The organism is Corynebacterium sp. MSK019 (genome assembly GCF_030232425.1).
Classification (GTDB): Bacteria; Actinomycetota; Actinomycetes; order Mycobacteriales; family Mycobacteriaceae; genus Corynebacterium; species Corynebacterium jeikeium_D.
On record NZ_JASPJT010000005.1, the window covers coordinates 68,070 to 86,267 of the forward strand.

Annotated in this window: 17 protein-coding genes and 1 tRNA gene; 6 read left to right on the plus strand and 12 right to left on the minus strand. The window is 56.7% G+C overall.

The window, feature by feature from the left end:
• Positions 1 to 19: 19 nt before the first annotated feature.
• Positions 20 to 1,024, plus strand: coding sequence for a PfkB family carbohydrate kinase (locus tag QP982_RS04875; protein WP_069359224.1), 1,005 nt, complete (start codon positions 20 to 22; stop codon positions 1,022 to 1,024).
• Between the two features lie 69 nt (positions 1,025 to 1,093).
• Here the strand turns inward: QP982_RS04875 and QP982_RS04880 are convergent, their stop codons facing one another.
• The 10 genes from QP982_RS04880 to QP982_RS04925 all read right to left on the minus strand — a co-directional run bounded on the left by QP982_RS04880 (position 1,094) and on the right by QP982_RS04925 (position 11,731).
• The gene (locus QP982_RS04880; protein WP_070546210.1) at positions 1,094 to 1,726 is read right to left on the minus strand and encodes a MusI family membrane protein; all 633 of its coding nucleotides are present in this window, start codon (positions 1,724 to 1,726) and stop codon (positions 1,094 to 1,096) included.
• A gap of 115 nt (positions 1,727 to 1,841) precedes the next feature.
• Entirely contained in the window at positions 1,842 to 2,756 is a 915-nt protein-coding gene (locus QP982_RS04885; RefSeq protein WP_502870631.1) for a carbohydrate ABC transporter permease, read from the minus strand.
• On the minus strand, positions 2,757 to 3,602 hold the full coding sequence (locus QP982_RS04890; RefSeq protein WP_016423090.1) for a carbohydrate ABC transporter permease: 846 nt from the start codon (positions 3,600 to 3,602) through the stop codon (positions 2,757 to 2,759).
• A 179-nt stretch (positions 3,603 to 3,781) separates the two neighbouring features.
• On the minus strand, positions 3,782 to 4,789 hold the full coding sequence (locus QP982_RS04895; RefSeq protein WP_284870267.1) for an ABC transporter substrate-binding protein: 1,008 nt from the start codon (positions 4,787 to 4,789) through the stop codon (positions 3,782 to 3,784).
• Complete coding sequence (locus tag QP982_RS10695) at positions 4,782 to 5,111, minus strand: extracellular solute-binding protein (RefSeq protein WP_284870268.1); 330 nt, start codon at positions 5,109 to 5,111, stop codon at positions 4,782 to 4,784. The genes QP982_RS04895 and QP982_RS10695 overlap by 8 nt, the downstream gene beginning before the upstream one ends.
• A 480-nt stretch (positions 5,112 to 5,591) precedes the next feature.
• Positions 5,592 to 6,803 (minus strand): DUF4032 domain-containing protein, encoded by a 1,212-nt coding sequence (locus tag QP982_RS04905; protein ID WP_172620277.1) that lies wholly within the window; start codon positions 6,801 to 6,803, stop codon positions 5,592 to 5,594.
• A gap of 81 nt (positions 6,804 to 6,884) precedes the next feature.
• Positions 6,885 to 8,021, minus strand: a complete 1,137-nt coding sequence (locus tag QP982_RS04910) for an ABC transporter ATP-binding protein (protein ID WP_016423093.1) — start codon at positions 8,019 to 8,021, stop codon at positions 6,885 to 6,887.
• A gap of 97 nt (positions 8,022 to 8,118) precedes the next feature.
• Positions 8,119 to 9,393 carry an RNA 5'-3' helicase PhoH2 gene (phoH2, locus tag QP982_RS04915; RefSeq protein ID WP_042388806.1) on the minus strand — a complete coding sequence of 425 codons (1,275 nt, stop codon included), beginning with the start codon at positions 9,391 to 9,393 and terminating at the stop codon, positions 8,119 to 8,121.
• A gap of 188 nt (positions 9,394 to 9,581) precedes the next feature.
• The gene (locus tag QP982_RS04920; protein WP_284857638.1) at positions 9,582 to 11,018 is read right to left on the minus strand and encodes an FtsX-like permease family protein; all 1,437 of its coding nucleotides are present in this window, start codon (positions 11,016 to 11,018) and stop codon (positions 9,582 to 9,584) included.
• Complete coding sequence (locus QP982_RS04925; RefSeq protein WP_042389415.1) at positions 11,015 to 11,731, minus strand: ABC transporter ATP-binding protein; 717 nt, start codon at positions 11,729 to 11,731, stop codon at positions 11,015 to 11,017. Before QP982_RS04925 ends, QP982_RS04920 begins: the two co-directional genes overlap by 4 nt.
• Positions 11,732 to 11,857: 126 nt before the next feature.
• On the opposite strand from QP982_RS04925, the gene QP982_RS04930 reads away from it, so the two are divergent.
• From QP982_RS04930 to exaC, 3 genes are all read left to right on the plus strand, one after another.
• Positions 11,858 to 12,637, plus strand: a complete 780-nt coding sequence (locus QP982_RS04930; RefSeq protein ID WP_147721824.1) for a sensor histidine kinase — start codon at positions 11,858 to 11,860, stop codon at positions 12,635 to 12,637.
• Positions 12,634 to 13,359 (plus strand): LuxR C-terminal-related transcriptional regulator, encoded by a 726-nt coding sequence (locus QP982_RS04935; protein WP_005511017.1) that lies wholly within the window; start codon positions 12,634 to 12,636, stop codon positions 13,357 to 13,359. Before QP982_RS04930 ends, QP982_RS04935 begins: the two co-directional genes overlap by 4 nt.
• Positions 13,360 to 13,480: 121 nt before the next feature.
• Entirely contained in the window at positions 13,481 to 15,001 is a 1,521-nt protein-coding gene (exaC, locus tag QP982_RS04940) for an acetaldehyde dehydrogenase ExaC (RefSeq protein WP_147721826.1), read from the plus strand.
• A 184-nt stretch (positions 15,002 to 15,185) separates the two neighbouring features.
• Here the strand turns inward: exaC and QP982_RS04945 are convergent, their stop codons facing one another.
• A complete protein-coding gene (locus tag QP982_RS04945) occupies positions 15,186 to 15,623 on the minus strand; it encodes a hypothetical protein (protein WP_147721828.1) in 438 nt (145 codons plus the stop codon).
• A 430-nt stretch (positions 15,624 to 16,053) separates the two neighbouring features.
• Positions 16,054 to 16,128 (minus strand) — tRNA-Asn (locus tag QP982_RS04950).
• 276 nt (positions 16,129 to 16,404) lie between these two features.
• On the opposite strand from QP982_RS04950, the gene QP982_RS04955 reads away from it, so the two are divergent.
• Positions 16,405 to 17,562 carry an S-(hydroxymethyl)mycothiol dehydrogenase gene (locus QP982_RS04955; RefSeq protein ID WP_049170748.1) on the plus strand — a complete coding sequence of 386 codons (1,158 nt, stop codon included), beginning with the start codon at positions 16,405 to 16,407 and terminating at the stop codon, positions 17,560 to 17,562.
• Positions 17,559 to 18,191: an MBL fold metallo-hydrolase gene (locus QP982_RS04960; protein ID WP_049170745.1), complete on the plus strand. Its 633-nt coding sequence runs from the start codon at positions 17,559 to 17,561 to the stop codon at positions 18,189 to 18,191. The genes QP982_RS04955 and QP982_RS04960 overlap by 4 nt, the downstream gene beginning before the upstream one ends.
• Positions 18,192 to 18,198: the final 7 nt, after the last annotated feature.

Below are 18,198 nucleotides of genomic sequence, written 5' to 3' on the forward strand. Positions count from 1 at the left end.
CCGACTATCCTTTATTTTTATGCAGCCGATTCCTGACCTGAATGAGAATCCAACAGTTGTTGTATGTGGATCTATCCACCTAGATACCTTGGTACAGGTCGATAGTGTCCCCGCAGAAGGTGGCACGCTCATCGTTGATGACGGCACGAATATGCTGGGCGGCAAGGGCGCTAACCAGGCCGTTGCTATCGCTTATGACGGCGTCCGTGCGATCATGGCCGGTACGGTTGGTGAGGACCGCGCAGCGGATTTCGTGGTCGAGGAACTCAACGCACACGGCGTAGATGTCCACTCCATTCAGACGTCCTGGGATTTGCCGACCGGCAGCGCTTTCGTCGCAACGAACCGCAAGGGTCGCCCGGTGATTTTTGTCCAGCGCGGTGCCGATGCGCTAACCGACCCCACCGATTTCGTCGACGAGTTCGCATCAGCGGATGTCGTGCTCGCGCAAGGCGAGCTACTTCCGGAAGCAACTGAGGCCATCGCGTCCGTCGCATCCATGTACAGCGCGCGTCTGGTACTGAACCTCAATCCGGTCGTAACCGTTACACCTGCGCTGATTGACCATGCAGATCCGCTGATCGTCAACATGAAGGGCGCCTGGGAAACAATCCGTCGCCTGGACATCGCCGAAGGAATCCGCGCTACCGACTACCGCGCACAGCTCGAGGCGCTTCTGCAGTACTGCCCCAGTGTCGTCATGCTCCGGGGCGACCACGGCTGTCTCTTCGCACAGCACTCCGACGGTCTCGACGACGAGCCGACAATCTACGAGCACCCCGCGCTCAAGCTGCCAGAGGAGAAGATTGTCGACGGCACTGGCTCCGGTGATGCGTTCGTCGGCACGCTCACCGCGGAACTGGCTAAGGGCACCTCGCTTTACGACGCCGTCCCCCTGGCCACCGCAGCAGGCGCAGCAGCTGTACAGGCGGTCGGCGCATGCTCCGCTTTTGCACGTCGCGAAAAACTGCTGGAGATGGTCGAGGCGGAGGATTTTCCCCCTGTGAAAGAGTACGCGGGCTAAGGGTCGTCAGCGGCCTGGTGTGCGAGCTGGCACCGATTAAGTCAGTGCCAGTGGGGCCAGCGGGAGAACCTACCCAGCATTGTCTGGCAGAACGGGCTCAAGCGCCAGCATCACCAAGTACCAACTCAACGCGTACCCGATGAGGAAGACATAGGTAGCAATCGCGTAGATTTTCGCCGGGAAAAAGAATATGGCCGCGGGCACGATGAGAAGCGCCAATACTGCGAGCGCAGTCCGCGGCAGGTTTTTGACGGTCATGCTGGTGGCCGTTGCCAGGGTTCGGCGGAGCGACGAGTGACCGTCGGAAAGCGAGCACAGCGAGTAGACCCACGCGGTAATTCCCAGCAGTATTAGCGCCCCGGAGGTAACTCCTGCGGCGAAGATCAGGCCGACAGTGCCGAGGTCCGCGCGGGAGATAACGTAAAACTCATAGCCAATGCCACTGGCGAGAACCAAGGTGAATAGCCACCACACGGTTGGTGTGCGCCAATTGTCCAACAGTGCGCGCAAGAAGCGCCGTACGGGCCTTGAGCCTTCGTCACGGACCATGTCGCGAGCGACTACTACTCCAGCGCGAGTTGCGGCGCCTGCAGTGACTATCGGGATGGATGCGACGATCATCAGCAGGTTGATGATTACAAGGTCTGCTAACAGCGACCAGGCTGCGTAGAACTTTGTATCGGTGCTGAAAAATCTATCCACGGGTTCATATCCTAATAAAGGCTGATTAACAGACGAAAGCCTCAACCTACGCGGTTGAGGCTTTCGCTTTCGTAAAACGCGGTGCTTGGCGTCCTATGCGCTAACGCTTAGGCAGCTATCCCTTAACGGCACCCGCAGCAACACCCTCGATAATGTGCTTCTGGGTGGCGACGTAGAAAATCACAATCGGAATGATTGCGAGCACCAGCATTGCCATCATCGCGCCAAGGTCACGGTTACCGTTGGAGCCAACGAAGCTCTGCACGACAACCGGGATGGTCTTGTACTTAGTGGACAGGCCGATGACCAGGTACGGCAGCAGGTAGTCGTTCCATACCCACATTGCGTTCAGAATGGCGACTGTCACTGCAGTCGGCTTGAGCATGGGCAAAACGATGCGGAAGTAGTTCTGCATCGGAGATGCGCCATCAATCATCGCGGCTTCCTCGATGTCAATCGGGATGGACTTGATGAAGCCTGCAAACATGAAGACCGACAGGCCGGAGCCAAAGCCCAAGTAGAGAACCACGATGCCGATTGGGTTGTTCAAATGCAGCATGTCGGCGATCTTGACGGTCGGGAACATCACCATCTGGAACGGGATGACCATCGAGAACACAAACAGGTAATACAGCAGCGAGGTCCACCACGTCTTCACTCGCGTGATGTAGTAAGCCGTCATCGCAGAGAAGAACACAATCGCAATAACCGAGAGGATCGTGATTACAAAGGACCACACGATCGCCCAGCCGAAGCCCTCCTTCATCAGGCCGACGGCGTAGTTTTCGAACCCGACCCACATGTCACCTAGTGGCAGCTGGAAGGGGTTATCTGAAATTGCGAACTTGGACTTGAACGAGTTGAAGATAATGAACGCGATTGGCCCCAAGAACACGACGGTCAAAAACACCAGAATCGCGTAGATGATGACCTTAGATACGCCTCCCACCTTGGCCTCGTCCTGTTTAGCGGGCTTGGTCTTTGGGAGCTTGGTGACCGTTTCAGTGGTCATTGCAGCGTCGACAGACATTTATGCCTCCACTTCCTTGCTGCGAGTAGCACGCAGCTGCAGCATCGCGATCGCTACGACCACGACGACGAATATTACTGCCTTGGCTTGACCAACGCCCTCCACACCAATTCGGTTGAACATGGTGTTGACGATGTTCAGAGCAACCATTTCTGTCTCTGAACCCGGCGCACCATTGGTCAGGGCCAAGTTTTGATCGAAGAGTTTGAAAGTGTTCGACAGGGTCAAGAAGAGGCAAATGGTAATCGATGGCATGACCATCGGGATAGTAACGTGCCGCAGAATCTCCCAGCGTCCGGCGCCATCAATCTCCGCAGCTTCGATGAGCTCCGGTGGGACATTCTGCAGACCGGCAATATAGATAATCATCATGTAACCGACCAGCTGCCAGTTGATGAGGATGATCAGACCGGCGTAACCGAACTTCCAGTCGGACACAATCGTCGTACCGTACGATGCCAGCACGGCGTTAATCATCGACTGCCAGGTATAACCGAGCACGATGCCACCGATAAGGTTCGGCATGAAGAAGACTGTGCGGAAGAAGTTCGTGCCCTTCAGCTTGCGCGTCAGAATCCATGCGATCCAGAACGCGAACAAGTTCACAGTAATGATGGAAACAACAACCACCATGAGAGTGAATCCGAAGGAGGCGACGAAGCCCTCGCGCTCACTAAAGGCCTTCTGGTAGTTCTCGATACCAACCCACTGCGCATTAGTGATGGTTGTGAAGTCAGTAAATGATAGGAAGAAACCGATAACGAACGGCACCAGGAACGCGATTGCAAAGGCAATCAGCGTGGGTAGCACGAAAATTGGGAAATACTTTTTCAATGTTGCTTGCATCTACAACACCGCTCCTAAAGCTAAAGGCGGAGCCCGGTGCCTCGAGACCGGTTTAACAGGTCACCGAGCCCCGAGCTCCGCCTTGCCATTGGATGAACTCATTCCGTCGGTTGTTCATGCGCGAGAAGCTTTCGCTTCACACTCACCGATGGAATGGATCACCATTGATTTGCTGGTATTTAATTGTTCGGAGATTCCGCATTCCAGCTGTCGGCGAAAGTCTCGACAACCTTGTCCCACGGCATCTTTCCGGAAGCGTACTGCGCCAGCGCTGCGCCAAAATCATCCTTGAACTGCTGCGACGGGAAGTACTGGAAGTCCCACGGGATGGTGGTCAGGTCCTCGTTCTCAATTGCTGCGGCCACTTCCTTGGCCAGCGGGTCATTCGGAGTGTCGGCTTCAGTGAAGTTCTGGAACGGAGCGATGAATCCGAGATCCTCGACGACGTACTTCTTGCCCTCATCGGTGTTGAACAGCCAATTGACGAAGTCCTTCGTTGCCTTTTGGGAAGCCTCCGAAGCCTTGGAGTTGACCGTCAGGTAGTTCTCAGTACCAACCGAGATGCCGGTCTTATCCTCGTCCTTCAGGCCCATGTACATAGGCATGAACTTAATCTTGTCCTGCTTGACCACGTTGCCGGAGACATCGTTGATCTGGGACCATGCCCAGTTGCCATTCTGAACCATAGCGGCCTTGCCCTGGGCGAATTCCGCCATCGAGTCGGACACAGCCTTCGACGGGGCCAGAGTCTTTTCGACAGTGGAGTTATTCAGGTACAGATCAAAGAGGTTCTTGAACTCCTTGTTGTACTTGAACTTCACATCAGCGGTTTCCTTGGTGCCAAGGTCCTCGAATTCATAATGAACCGGTCCGTTGGCCAAGTGTGTCTGCCAGCGCCAATCCTCACCGGATGCAAGCGAGGTGGAAGCGAAGGTGCCGGAAATCCCCAGCTTGTCCTTCTTGGCCTGCATGTCCTCAGCAACTTCCTTCAGCTTTCCGAAGGCCTTAATCTCGTCGATGCTCTTGGCCTTGGCATCGGGCAGCGCGAAGTACTTGTCCATGATCTCTTCGTTATAGATCAGGCCAAACCCCTCGACTGCAAACGGGACGCCGTATACCTTGCCGTCCTCGCCCTTCAGCGGCTCGATGCCCTCGTTGAGGTTTTGTGCGATCTCAGTGTCAGACATGTCTGCCATGTATTCCTGCCAAGTACGCAGGCCCGCCGGACCATTGACTTGGAAACAGTGTTGGCGCGTCCTTTTTACCAATCTCGGCCTTCAGAGTTTGCTCATAGGAATTCGAAGCAGCAGTAACGACCTTGACCTGGACACCAGTCTTGTCAGTGTATGCCTTCGCAATCTTCTGATATGCGGCATCCTGCTCCGGCTTGAAGTTAAGGAAGTAGACACCACCATCTGCAACCGCATCATCACTCGAGCACGCAACCAAACCAGCGGTTGCCATCAGGCCTGCTGCACACAGAGCTGAAAGGCGCTTGAAGTTCTTCACTATATTTTCTCCCTTGAGAAGAAAGGCCACTTCAATGGCATCCTCCGAGCAATTCGGACGAATATTTGCCAGCAGCCGTGGCCTAATTGGATTATCCCGCCCTGCGGCTAGAAGTAGCCTTTCATGCGAACTTCGACGCCACCCACGCGGGTATTCGGTCTCACCAAAATCTTACTTGACCAAAACCAATTTAGGTTGGCCTTCAGCCAGCTGTGAACAAATGCAAAGGAGAAAAATAGCAAAAGCTCTCGAAAGCACACCTAGAATTTGAGCTGTTTTCGAGCTGTTTTCGCTGAACAGAGCCGCCTACCGGCACCAAAGTAAGCACCTGGCCGCGACAATCACACGCAGACCCGACAACCACCCGACCACCAAAAGCACCCCTGTTTGGCGTGAATGTATATTTTTATAATATCCTGGCGAGTCGTTTACTTGTCACTTTTGAAATAATCGTACGCTCGACAGTCTGCTTCTAGAGAGCTACTCGACCTCATCGCTCGCCGGAAGATATACGGACTCGTCGCGATGCCCGGGCAACACTCGGTCTACGTAGCTCTGCACCGCTTCTTGAAGCGGCACATCCGCACGGCGTTTTTCTGCCATGTACCAGCGATGCTCCAAGACCTCGTGGAAAACCTGCGCATCCTGCAGCCTTCCACGCAGCCCCTCGGGCACAGCCAGGATTGTGGCCTCGAAAACTTCACGCAGCCATCGGTGCGCAACCTGCTCTAGCGGAACCCCTTCAAGACCTTCCGCCAACCGAAAGGTCTGCATACTATTGAGCATCCGCCTCGCTTGCCGTTCTTGAACATCCAACCCCGTCAGTCGCATTAACTGCCTATGGTGATGCCCTGCGTCAACCACTCGTGGTCGGAACACAACGCGGCCACCATCACTGGTGACTTTCAGCTCGCCAACATCGAAACCGAGGTCGTTGAGCCTGCGAATCCGCTCATCGACAAGCCAAGGCTCCTCAACACCAATAGATTCTTCCCCCGTCAGCTCTTGCCACAGGTCCTCATAACGCTCAATAATGCGCCTACCCACCGCAATTACGTCCAACTCAGGATCGAGGAATCCGCCGGCCTGCAGATCCATGAGCTCTCCGATGATGTTGGTATGGGCAACGTCAACGTCGTAAAGCCTGCGGGAATCTGAGAGTGTGCCTTGCAAATCTCCCGTTTCCGCGTCGACAAGGTAGGCGGAGAAAGCGTCTGCGTCACGACGAAACAACGTGTTCGACAGCGACACGTCGCCCCAGTAAAAACCAAGGAGATGTAACCGAACTAGCAGGACTACCAGCGAGTCAATCAGGCGGACCACAGTTTCGCGGGTGACCTGTTGAGAAAAAACTGCACGATACGGCAGCGAATACTCGAGATGTTCTGTGACGAGTGCCGCAGTTAACGGTTCGCCATCTGGATCCTTGCGGCCAGTAATGACCGCGAGCGGGCGAACCGATGGAGCACCGAGCCTGACCAGGTCACGCAGCATTCGATACTCATGATGAGCAGTGAACTCACCAATTTCTTTCACTGCAATGACGCGGTCATCTAAGTTGACGAATCGAACAATGTGCCGCGAAATTCCCTGAGGCAAGGCGGCTAACAAATCATCTGGCCACTGTTCCAGAGGTATATGCCAAGGAAGGCGCAAAAGCTTTGAAGCCACCGTTGTCGCGGCTATTTTCATAGTTTCCGACACGGTGGCTCCTAAAACTGTCTTACTGTCCCACTGCCCTACCAGCTACTCATTTCATCTAAACGAAAGAGTTTAGGCCGGAAGGCGCATACCAGTCGACTTCGAGAACAGGTGCAGCATGCCCGGACGAATCTTGCCGTAAACTACCGAGCCCAACTTCGGCGCGGTGCGCGGGGCGGTACGAATAACCACCTGACCGTGTTCCTCTTCGTCCGGGTTAGAGGAAGATCCGGAGCTCAGTGCTCCGCCACCGACGAGGTCGCCATACATGAATGCATCGGAGCCCAACTCCTCGACCAAGTTAACCTGCACCGGAATGACGTCATCGCCCGGACCCTCGACCAGGTCGAATGCCTCCGGACGGAAGCCCACGATAATCTGGTTCTGATCCTCCGGCGTGATTGCAGCAAGTGTGGCTTCCGGCAGCTTAATCTTGGCCTCACCCAACGTGGCGTAACCATTAGAGACGTTGAACGTGCCCAGGTTCATCGCAGGCGAGCCAATAAAGCCCGCGACGAATTCGTTTGCCGGCGTTTCGTAGAGTTCCCGTGGGGTACCGACCTGCTGCAGAACACCGAAGTTAATGACCGCGATGCGGTCGCCCATGGTCAGCGCCTCAGTCTGGTCGTGGGTGACATACATAGTGGTCACACCCATCCGACGCTGCATGGCCGCAATCTGAGTACGGGTTTGAACACGCAGCTTCGCGTCCAGGTTCGACAACGGCTCGTCCATCAGGAACACCTGCGGCTTGCGCACAATCGCACGCCCCATTGCCACACGCTGACGCTGACCACCGGATAGAGCCTTAGGCTTACGATCCAGGAACTGAGTTAAATCCAGGGTCTTCGCAGCTTCTTCGACACGACGGTCAATCTCGTCCTTGTCCACACCAGCAATCTTGAGCGCGAAGCCCATGTTCTCGCGCACCGTCATATGCGGGTACAGTGCGTAGTTCTGGAAGACCATCGCAATATCGCGATCCTTGGGCGAGACATTGGTCACATCACGATCTCCAATGAAAATCTTGCCCTCATTGACCTCTTCCAGACCGGCAAGCATGCGCAGTGTTGTGGACTTACCACAACCGGAGGGGCCCACCAGAACTAGGAACTCGCCATCGGCAATTTCCAAGTTGAACTTGTCCACAGAAGGCTTCGTCGCACCAGGGTAAATGCGAGTGGCATCAGCAAAAGTCACAGTAGCCATGTGAATACAAACCTTTCATCGACAGGTACGTGCCGAACGATCCGAGTGAAAGTAATCGCAGGAACAGCTCCTACGTATCTGCCTCACAAGCTTACTCTTAATCGAGTAGTCCCGTAACGAGCTCCGCAATCTTCGAGCGCTCCGAGCGCTTCAGCGTGATGTGTGCAAAAAGCTCGTTGCCCTTGAGTTTTTCAATCACCGCCTGCACGCCGTCATGGCGGCCGACGCGCAGGTTGTCACGCTGCGCCACATCGTGCGTAAGGATGACTCGGGAATTGCTACCAAGACGCGACAGCACCGTCAGCAGTACGTTGCGCTCCAGCGACTGTGCCTCATCGACAATCACGAAGCTGTCATGCAGGCTACGACCGCGAATGTGTGTCAGTGGCAGTACCTCCAGCATGTCGCGCGAGGCAATCTCATCCATCACGTTGTCTGAAACCAATCCCTCCAGGGTGTCGTAAACAGCCTGCGCCCACGGGTTCATCTTTTCGTCCTCACTACCTGGCAGGTAGCCAAGGTTCTGACCACCTACCGCGTAGAGCGGACGGAACACCACAATCCGGCGATGCAGTCCGCGCTCCAGCACCGACTCCAGTCCCGCGCACAGCGCAAGCGCCGACTTACCCGTACCGGCTCGGCCGCCGAGGGACACAATCCCTACCGAGTCATCCAACAGCAGGTCAAGCGCCACACGCTGCTCCGCCGACCGCCCCTTCAGGCCAAACGCCTCCGTATCGCCCCGCACAAGCTTGACGACGCCCGGGGCGCTCACCCGTGCCAGCGCAGACTGGCTACCAGCGCTGAGCTGCACGCCGCAGTGCAGCGGCTGATCCTGGATCTGCTCGAGCTCAAGGAACCCATTGGCGAAGAGACGATCAATTTCCTCCGGGTCGACGTCTACTTCCACCATTCCCGAGTACCCAGTCAGAACGACGTCCTGGGCGCGGTAATCGTCGGCAGGCAAGCCGACCGCACCAGCCTTGACGCGAAGCGGAATGTCCTTGGTGACCAGCACGACATCATGTCCATCGTGCTGAAGATTAAGGGCGCAAGCGAGAATGCGGTGATCGTTTTCGGCGGTGCGGAAGCCTGCGGGAAGGATGGAGGGATCGGAGTGGTTGAGCTCAATATGCATAAACCCGCCAAGATCATTGGCGGGCACAGGCCGGTCCAGGTGGCCGTAGCGGTAACGCAGCTCTTCGAGGAAACGGAGCGCTTCTCGGGCGAACCACCCCAGCTCTGGGTGGTGGCGCTTGGCCTCCAACTCACTCACCACGACCAGCGGAAGCACAACTTGGTGCTCATCGAACTTCTTGGTGGCGTGGGGATCGGACAGCAGGACCGAGGTATCAAGCACGTAGGTACGCATGCCCTCAGGCTAAAAGTCAGAGGTAGAAATTACGTGGTTGTGAGATGAATGCTTGGTTATCAGATGAACCACAGTTGGTTACAGGCTCTAATCCTCAAGTTGAACCCTAAGGAACTGGCCGAGCACCGAGCACCACTGCCCGGCCACTCCACTGCCCTTTTAATGGCGACTAGTCGTTGCAATGGTGACTAGTCGTTGTGACGGATTTGGCGACCCAGCAACTTGTGGCGAAGCGGATCAACCGCCAAGGTCACAGCGCCAACTGATACAACTCCCACGAGATACGCCAGCGCAACAACAAGGGAGCGTTGACCAAACGTGATTTCGTTCGCAATCGGTCCGAACATGGTGGCTCCCAACAGCGCACCCATGACAAAGCCGAAGATACTGGTCGCAAGCATGGGAAAGAATGTCTGCTTGAAAGTGACCGTGCGGTGGAAGTTGATTGGCGTCCCGATGAAGTCCAGCGCCTTTGTCAGCGATGCCTCTTCATAGACGGCTGAGGCCTGAGTCAGAAGCGTTGACACCAGCAGCAGAATGAAACCGATTACGAAAGTGATAGTCACACCGGTTGCAATATCGTGCGCGAACGTGACATCTGCAACCTCTTCAATCTTGTCTTCGCCAGGCACCATCATTGTGTAGCCAAGCAGCAGAGACAGGAAGGCCATGGAACTTACTCGACGCCACGATTCCTTAGCGTTAGTCGCTACTCGTCGCGTCGCCACAAAATCACTTGACGTACCGAAGAAGCTGGAGATGCGGGCAACAAGCTGGATAAAGAAAGGCGCCACCAGGCCAATTGCCCAGACCATCAGGTACATCATCGCTGCGACACCAAGCGTGGCAGTGACGGTTCCACCCGCGATATTGGAGTTGGCAATCACGTACAGGACGATCGCACCGATAACAACGGCCACAATCATGCGCCATGCCTTCATCGACTTGGGCACTTCCTTGCGGCTAACGCCGAGTGGTGAAATCATCACCCTTCGCAAACCGACCACAGCGGCAAAGAGTGCGAGTAGCACCACTGCTACCCAAACCAGCGGGTAGCCCCACCAGGGCAGCAACATGTCCCAGGTATCCAGGTAGTCATTGTCGAACTTGATTATCGCCCAGAATGGCGCAGTGGCCACCGACAACAACGTGCCCACCACAAGCCCAACAGCTGCCAATACGAGGGTTTCGATAATCACCATGCGCGTAATTGCCCCGTTGGAGAGACCAATTAAGCGCAGAGTTGCCAACCGTTGCTCACGTCCTGCAGCGCCAAGCACCGCCGACTGTGCTACCAGCGAAACCATTGCCGGAATCACAAAAACACAGGCCACAAGTGCCAGCTGCAGGTACATCTCGCCCTGACCTTGATTCATGTAATCCTCGGGCGTTGGGTTCGGCGGCAGATTTGGCTCAGCCTGCCAACGGCGGTAAAACATCGCCGTTCCACCGACGACGACCAACGCCAACCAGGTACTCACGGTCATGGCCACCACGGACAATGCGGACAGCCAGCCGTTTCCCGAATGCGATTCACGCCCGGCGCGCTGCAGCCGCGTGCTCAAGTCCGCTAGTGCGCCGGTAGGAATTCTCTGGGGTTTTGGTGCTTCAGTTACGGTGCTCACTTTGTAACCTCCGCTCCTGCCAGCATGCGGTCGTCGTGAATCAGGCCATCGCGGATCTCCACACGTCGACGACACCAGTCGGCCACCTTCACATCGTGCGTGACCATCACCAATGTCGTTCCAGTCTGCTCCACCAACGCGGTGAGCTGCTGCATGACCTCATGGCCTGTGGACTGGTCCAGCGCGCCAGTCGGCTCATCAGCAAAGATGACACCTGGCTCGCCGGCCATCGCGCGGGCAATTGCTACACGCTGTGCTTGGCCGCCGGACATCTGTCCTGGGCGACGGCGCGTTAGGTCTTCTAGGCCCAGGCGGCTGAGGACATCGTCGGCAAGCGCGAGTGACTTTGAGCGCTTCTTGCCCTGCAGAATCATGGGCAGAGCAACGTTTTCCCGGGCGGTCAGTTCGGGAAGGAGCTGGCCATCTTGAAAAACGAAGCCGAAGTCGTGCAGGCGGAGGGCGGAGCGGTCGGCATCAGAAAGCGAATTAATCTTTGTGTCACCGAAGATGACGTCGCCGTCGTCCGGCAGCAACACGCCGGACATGCAGTGCAGCAGCGTGGACTTACCAGAACCTGACGGTCCCATGACTGCCACGGTTTCGCCGGGCTCAATGGTCAGCGAAATGCCGGTGAGAACGGGAGCGGAATTGTAGGACTTAGTGATGTCACGAATACAAAGTCGTGCGTTTCTTGGGCTGTTGTTGTCTGTCATGGCACTCATTTCACTCGCACGGAGGCGATTTCAACACCGTGCCCACTTTCCTTTTGCGGTAGTGCTAGGTCTACTATGCCGGAAATGAATTCCTCCGCACACAGAGCTTTCGTACCATAGGAAACTATGGAGCTGAAGGATTATTTCCGCAAATATATCGGCGCAAGCCGCCGCGAAAAAGCGCATAAACGCAGCTACGAGGAATCCGCCGCCGCTCGCATCGCCGAACTTACCGCTTCACGACGAACAATTGCCGAAGCCTTCGAGATTGAACGTCGCCGCATTGAAAATGACCTCCACGACGGAGCTCAGCAATACATTGTTGCGGCTTCAATGAAATTGGGACTTGCAGAATTGGAAGCATCCAATACTGACAATGAGGAACTAATGCAGCTTCTCGCGGAAACTCGCGGCCATTTGGATGATGGATTACGTGCTTTGCGGCGAACAGTCCACGGAATTCATCCGCAGGTGTTGCGCGATCGCGGTCTGCAAGCGGCTGTTGAAGAGATTGCTGAAGGATACGGCCCTCACGTTGTTGTGCACACTCCCTATCCCCTGCCTGAATTGGAAGAAAGTGTGCTCGCCGCGGCGTATTTTTTCTGTGCAGAAGTGCTGACTAATGCGGCGAAATATGCACCGAACGCTCCTGTTTCTGTGCTGCTCACCTCGGATCAAACACTGAATATTTCAATTACGGACCAAGGCCCTGGCGGCGCAAAATTGGGGCGCGGTTTGCGGGGTATGAAAGAGCGTCTAGCCACTTTCGACGGTGCGATGACCATGCACTCTCCCGAAGGTGGGCCAACGCAGGTAATAGCCAGAATTCCTTTGATGTTGAACCGCTGGGAATCAGGTATTGGAGAAATGGAAAACGTGGAAATGAAAGGTGCGGAGAAGAAATGAAAATTGTCATTGCGGATGACTCGGCACTCCTGCGGGAGGGGGTCGCGGGGCTCGTCGAAAAGCGTGGACATGAAGTGATTGCGATGGTCGACACTGCCCACGGCCTGGTGGCGGACATCGATGACCGTTTTGATGACACGGGCGAGCTGCCAGATTTAGTGATAACCGATGTGCGCATGCCTCCAAAGATGAGCGATGACGGCCTGCGGGCGGCGGTCGAGTTGCGCGAGCGTTATCCGCAGCTGAATGTGATGGTGCTGTCGCAGTATGTGGCGCCGGCGTATGCGCGCGAGTTGTTCTCGTCGAGCGGTGCTGGAGGTAGTGCTGGGGTTGGTACTGGGGTTGGCTCGAGTGGCAGCAGCTCGAGTGGCGGGACCGGGTATCTGCTCAAAGACCGCGTTGGCCAGGTGTTGGACTTCTTGGGCTCGCTCGAAGTCGTCGCCGGTGGTGGCGTGGTGATTGACCCTGATGTGGCGACGGCATTGATGCAGTCCGGCAAATCGGGACTAGCCAGTTTAACGGCGCGCGAACGCGAAGTGCTCGAGCTGATGGCACGCGGCAAGTCCAATAAGCAGATTGCCGATGACCTCGTGCTTTCCGGGGCGGCAGTGGCGAAACACGTGTCCAACATTTTTATGAAGCTGCATCTGGAGCCCGGTGAGGAAAACCGCCGCGTGCGGGCAATTTTGGAATTTCTCACGGCGACGTCGGGGCAAATTTAGGGTCGGCAGCAATCGTATCTCTCGCAAAAGCGATGAAAAAATAAGTGTTGATTGTGGCACGAGTCACAACTTAATGTTGGCTCATACGTTTGTTGTTTCCCTATCGAAAGGAAGTGTCTACATGACTGTTTACGCCAACCCCGGCACCCCCGATGCGATCTTCACGTACAAGGAGCAGTACGAGAATTTCATCGGCGGTAAGTGGACACCTCCAGTAGACGGGCAATACATGGACAACTCCACCCCGGTTACGGGCGAGGTTTTCTGCCGGGTTCCGCGGTCTAACGAGAAAGACATTGAGCTCGCCCTCGACGCCGCACACAAAGCGAAGGACTCCTGGGCCTCGGTTCCTGCGGCCGAGCGGGCGCTGATCCTCCACCGCATCGCGGACCGTATAGAGGAAAACCTTGAGAAGATTGCCGTCGCCGAGACCTGGGAGAACGGCAAGGCCATCCGCGAGACCCTCTCCGCTGACATCCCGCTCGCAATCGACCACTTCCGCTACTTCGCCGGCGCCACCCGCACGCAGGAGGGGCGCATCTCGCAGATCGACGACAACACGGTCGCCTACCACTTCCACGAGCCACTCGGCGTCGTCGGCCAGATCATCCCGTGGAACTTCCCCCTCCTGATGGCCGCATGGAAGATCGCCCCGGCCCTCGCCGCCGGCAACTGCATCGTGCTCAAGCCTGCAGAGCAGACCCCCGCGTCGATTCTCATGCTCACCGAGATCATCGCCGATCTGCTTCCGGACGGCGTCCTCAACATCGTCAATGGCCTCGGCACCGAAGCCGGTGCTGCGCTGACCGCAAGCGACCGAATCTCCAAGATTGCGTTCACCGGATCGACTGCCGTTGGCCAGGTAATCAACAAGGCAGTGTCCGACAAGATTATTCCAATCACGCTGGAGCTCGGCGGCAAGTCCCCATCCATCTTCTTCCCCGACATCATGGACGCCGACGACGCGTTCCGCGAGAAGTGCATCGAGGGCCTGGCCATGTTCGCGCTGAACCAGGGCGAGGTCTGCACCTGCCCGTCGCGAGCTCTAGTCCACGAGGACATCGCTGATGAGTTCCTGAAGCTCGCGGTCGAGCGCGTTAAGCAAATCAAGACCGGCAACCCGCTGGATACGTCGGTACAGATGGGTGCCCAGGCATCCCAGGAGCAGCTGGACAAGATCTCCGGCTACTTGGAGTCCGGACCGAAGGAGGGCGCACAGGTTCTCACCGGTGGCAACGTCGCCAAGCTCGAAGGGCTGGAGGGAGGCTACTACGTCGAGCCGACAATCTTCAAGGGCAACAACTCGATGCGTTTCTTCCGCGAGGAAATCTTCGGCCCGGTCCTGGCCGTGACAACCTTCAAGACTCTGGACGAGGCGCTCGAGATTGCCAACGACACTATCTACGGTCTTGGCGCCGGCGTGTGGAGCCGCAACCAGAACAACGCCTACCGCGCTGCCCGCGGTATCCAGGCCGGCCGCGTGTGGGTGAATAACTACCACAGCTACCCTGCTCACGCAGCCTTCGGCGGTTACAAGCAGTCCGGTATCGGCCGCGAGAATCACTTGATGATGCTCGAGCACTACCAGGAGACCAAGTGCATGCTCGTCTCTTACGACGAGAACCCGACTGGCCTGTTCTAAAGAATCCATCCCCTTGGGGCTAGGCGATTTGTCGATTCCGATTCACGTCCGATGAAGGTGTCGACAATCGCCTCTGCCCCCTATAAAACGCCCTCCGCGCCTGGCAGGTTACGATGGTCGGCCTTAACCTGACGCACCAGGCGCTGGCGACTCCAAAGTTAGAGGCCTAACTCACGGCCGCCAGCTAGGCCTCTCTTTCTTTCTTCACTTGCCGGTACCACCTACGCATCCGATTAATCGCGGCACTGGCGGCCCATCCGCCGAGAAATAGTAGCGGGATGTAAAAGAACACAACATAGGCGACGACCAGGCCGTCCTGACCATCGGGCGGCGTGGTGAGAAATAGGAATGCCAGATCGCCAAGCGCGGCAATTCCTGCGCCGGTAGCTGCTGCGACAATGCTCCGCGCGCTGGTCATCCCCCGAGCCAACGACCCATCACCGGCGAAAACGGCTATTGCTCCGACCAGCATTACTGAGACCAGCATGGACACAATCCACGACGCAATTCCTTCGTCGTAGGCGAGGTTGGGCTCCGGCAAGATGAGCCCACCTAAAACGCTCCACGCGACCGCGGCGAAAAAGGACGCCAGCAAGGGGCAGGTTATATTGTCGAGCCTCATGCGTCCCAGGTTACGTGAGATGACCTCCAGAAAGACCAAATCCCCCTCCCCAGTGGAGAATCGAGTCACGCCCGCAAGAGCAAAAATCCCCCGACCATAGAGTGGGTTAAGTAGCAAAACTGACAACCCCGAAAAATTATGGGCTGCAAATGTGAAACTGTGTGAGTTTATGACACTTTCAGGGCATTTTTCGTGCCATTTTTGACATAAACGCAGTCAGTAACTCGCATCCACCCAACGCCATCAGCCATAAACGCAGTCAGTAACTCGCACTGGGGTAAGTGACGAAAGGTGCCCACCGGCGACGCACCGACCAGACACGCTTTTTCGACTTTCCTAGGGCTTGGATTATTTTCTGTCTGTTTTTTTGTCTTCTTTGCCTACTTAGACGAAAAACCAGGTCAGAGAAAAACTCTCTGACCTGGCACTTTGGCTCCTCCAGCTGGACTCGAACCAGCAACCCTTCGATTAACAGTCGAATGCTCTGCCATTGAGCTATGGAGGAATATCCACCGCACAGAACCGGCTAAACCGAACTTCGGCCATGCCGTTCCTTGCGACGGATAGATACTTTACCCAGACCCCTTGAAACTCACAAATCGCCAGGTCAAAGGTCAATTTATACCTTCTTTTCCCACACGTCATGACACCGTTGCGAGTTCTCAGAGCCACGCAATCCACGCAATCCACGCAACCTCACACAGCGCCCACAAAGCTCCTACCAGTACTGAAAACGCTTTCCATCATGCACTTTTCATACCGCGTTCATACGATGGGGCTTATGTCTGAACAAACCAACGGAACCGAAAACACCGAGCAAACCGCACGCGTTGTGCGCGGCGTTATCGCCCGCGAAAAAGGCGCACCTGTAGAACTTACTGATATCCACATCCCGTCCCCGGGCCCGAACGATGTCATTGTTGACATCCAGGCCTGCGGCGTCTGCCATACAGACCTGGCTTACCGCGACGGCGATATCACCGACGAGTACCCGTTCTTCCTCGGCCACGAGGCCGCAGGCGTGGTCTCCGAGATTGGCGAAGAGGTCACGCATGTTGCCGTCGGCGATTTCGTTGTCCTCAATTGGCGCGCCGTCTGTGGCGAGTGCCGCGCCTGCAAGCGCGGTGAGCCACAGTACTGCTTTAGCACTTTCAACGCCTCCAAGCCCATGACGCTCGCCGACGGCACCGTCCTCACCCCAGCACTGGGAATCGGCGCTTTTGCGGATGCCACCCTCGTCCACGAGGGCCAGTGCACCAAGGTCGATTCGGCAGCCGATCCGGCCGTTGCGGGCCTGCTGGGCTGCGGTGTCATGGCCGGCATCGGTGCGGCTATTAACACCGGCGAGGTCAAGCGCGGTGAATCGGTAGCCGTCATCGGCTGCGGTGGCGTTGGTACGGCCGCTATCGCCGGTGCCAAGCTGGCCGGCGCTAGCAAGATTATTGCCATCGACATCTCGGACGAGAAGTTGGATACCGCCCGCGAATTCGGCGCGACCGAGACCATTAACTCTGCGGAGCTGGCTAAGAGCGATAAGGGCACCGGGGAAGAGGATCCCGTCGTTAAGCGAGTGCGTGAGCTGACCGACGGTTTCGGTGCTGACGTCGTGATTGATGCGGTCGGCCGTCCGGAAACCTACAAGCAGGCGTTCTACGCCCGTGACCTGGCTGGACGCGTTGTTCTGGTCGGTGTTCCGGCGCCGACAATGGAGCTGGACATCCCGCTGGCGGATGTGTTTAGCCGCGGTGGTGCGTTGAAGTCGTCCTGGTACGGCGACTGCCTACCAGAGCGCGACTTCCCGATGCTGGTGGATCTGTCGTTGCAGAACCGCCTGCCATTAGAGGGCTTCGTGACGGAGCGCATTGGCATTGAGGATGTTGACGAGGCCTTCGAAACCATGAAGGCCGGTAAGGTACTGCGATCGGTGGTGACGCTGTGAACAAGGGTTTGAGGGTCGACCACGTTCTCACGTCGGGCACGTTCTCGCTCGATGGTGGCACGTGGGACGTAGACAACAACGTATGGGTGCTCGGCGATGACCGTGAGGTCATTGTCATCGATGCGGCGCATGAGGCGCAGCCGATTATTGACGCGGTGGATGGCCGCAAGGTAAAGGCGATTGTATGCACCCACGCGCACAACGACCACATCACTGTGGCCCCTGAACTGCAGGAGAAGCTCGACGCTCCCCTGCTCGTCCACCCGGGCGACCAGATGCTGTGGGAGCAGTCCTGGCCGGACCTGGCGCACGAGGACCTCGCGCACGGTCAGCGCCTGGAGATTGCAGGCACGGAGGTTGTCATTATTAACACTCCGGGCCACTCCCCTGGCTCGTGCTGTCTGTACGTACCGGAGGCCGCGGAGCTGTTCTCTGGTGACACGCTGTTTTCCGGCGGTCCGGGGGCGACCGGTCGGTCCTACTCGGATTTCGACACGATTATTAACTCCATCCGCGACAATCTGCTGACTCTGCCTGCGGAAACGACTGTCCGCACGGGTCATGGCGACCACACGACGATTGGCCGCGAGGCTCCGCACTTGGAAGAGTGGATTCGCCGCGGCTACTAGTCGCTAG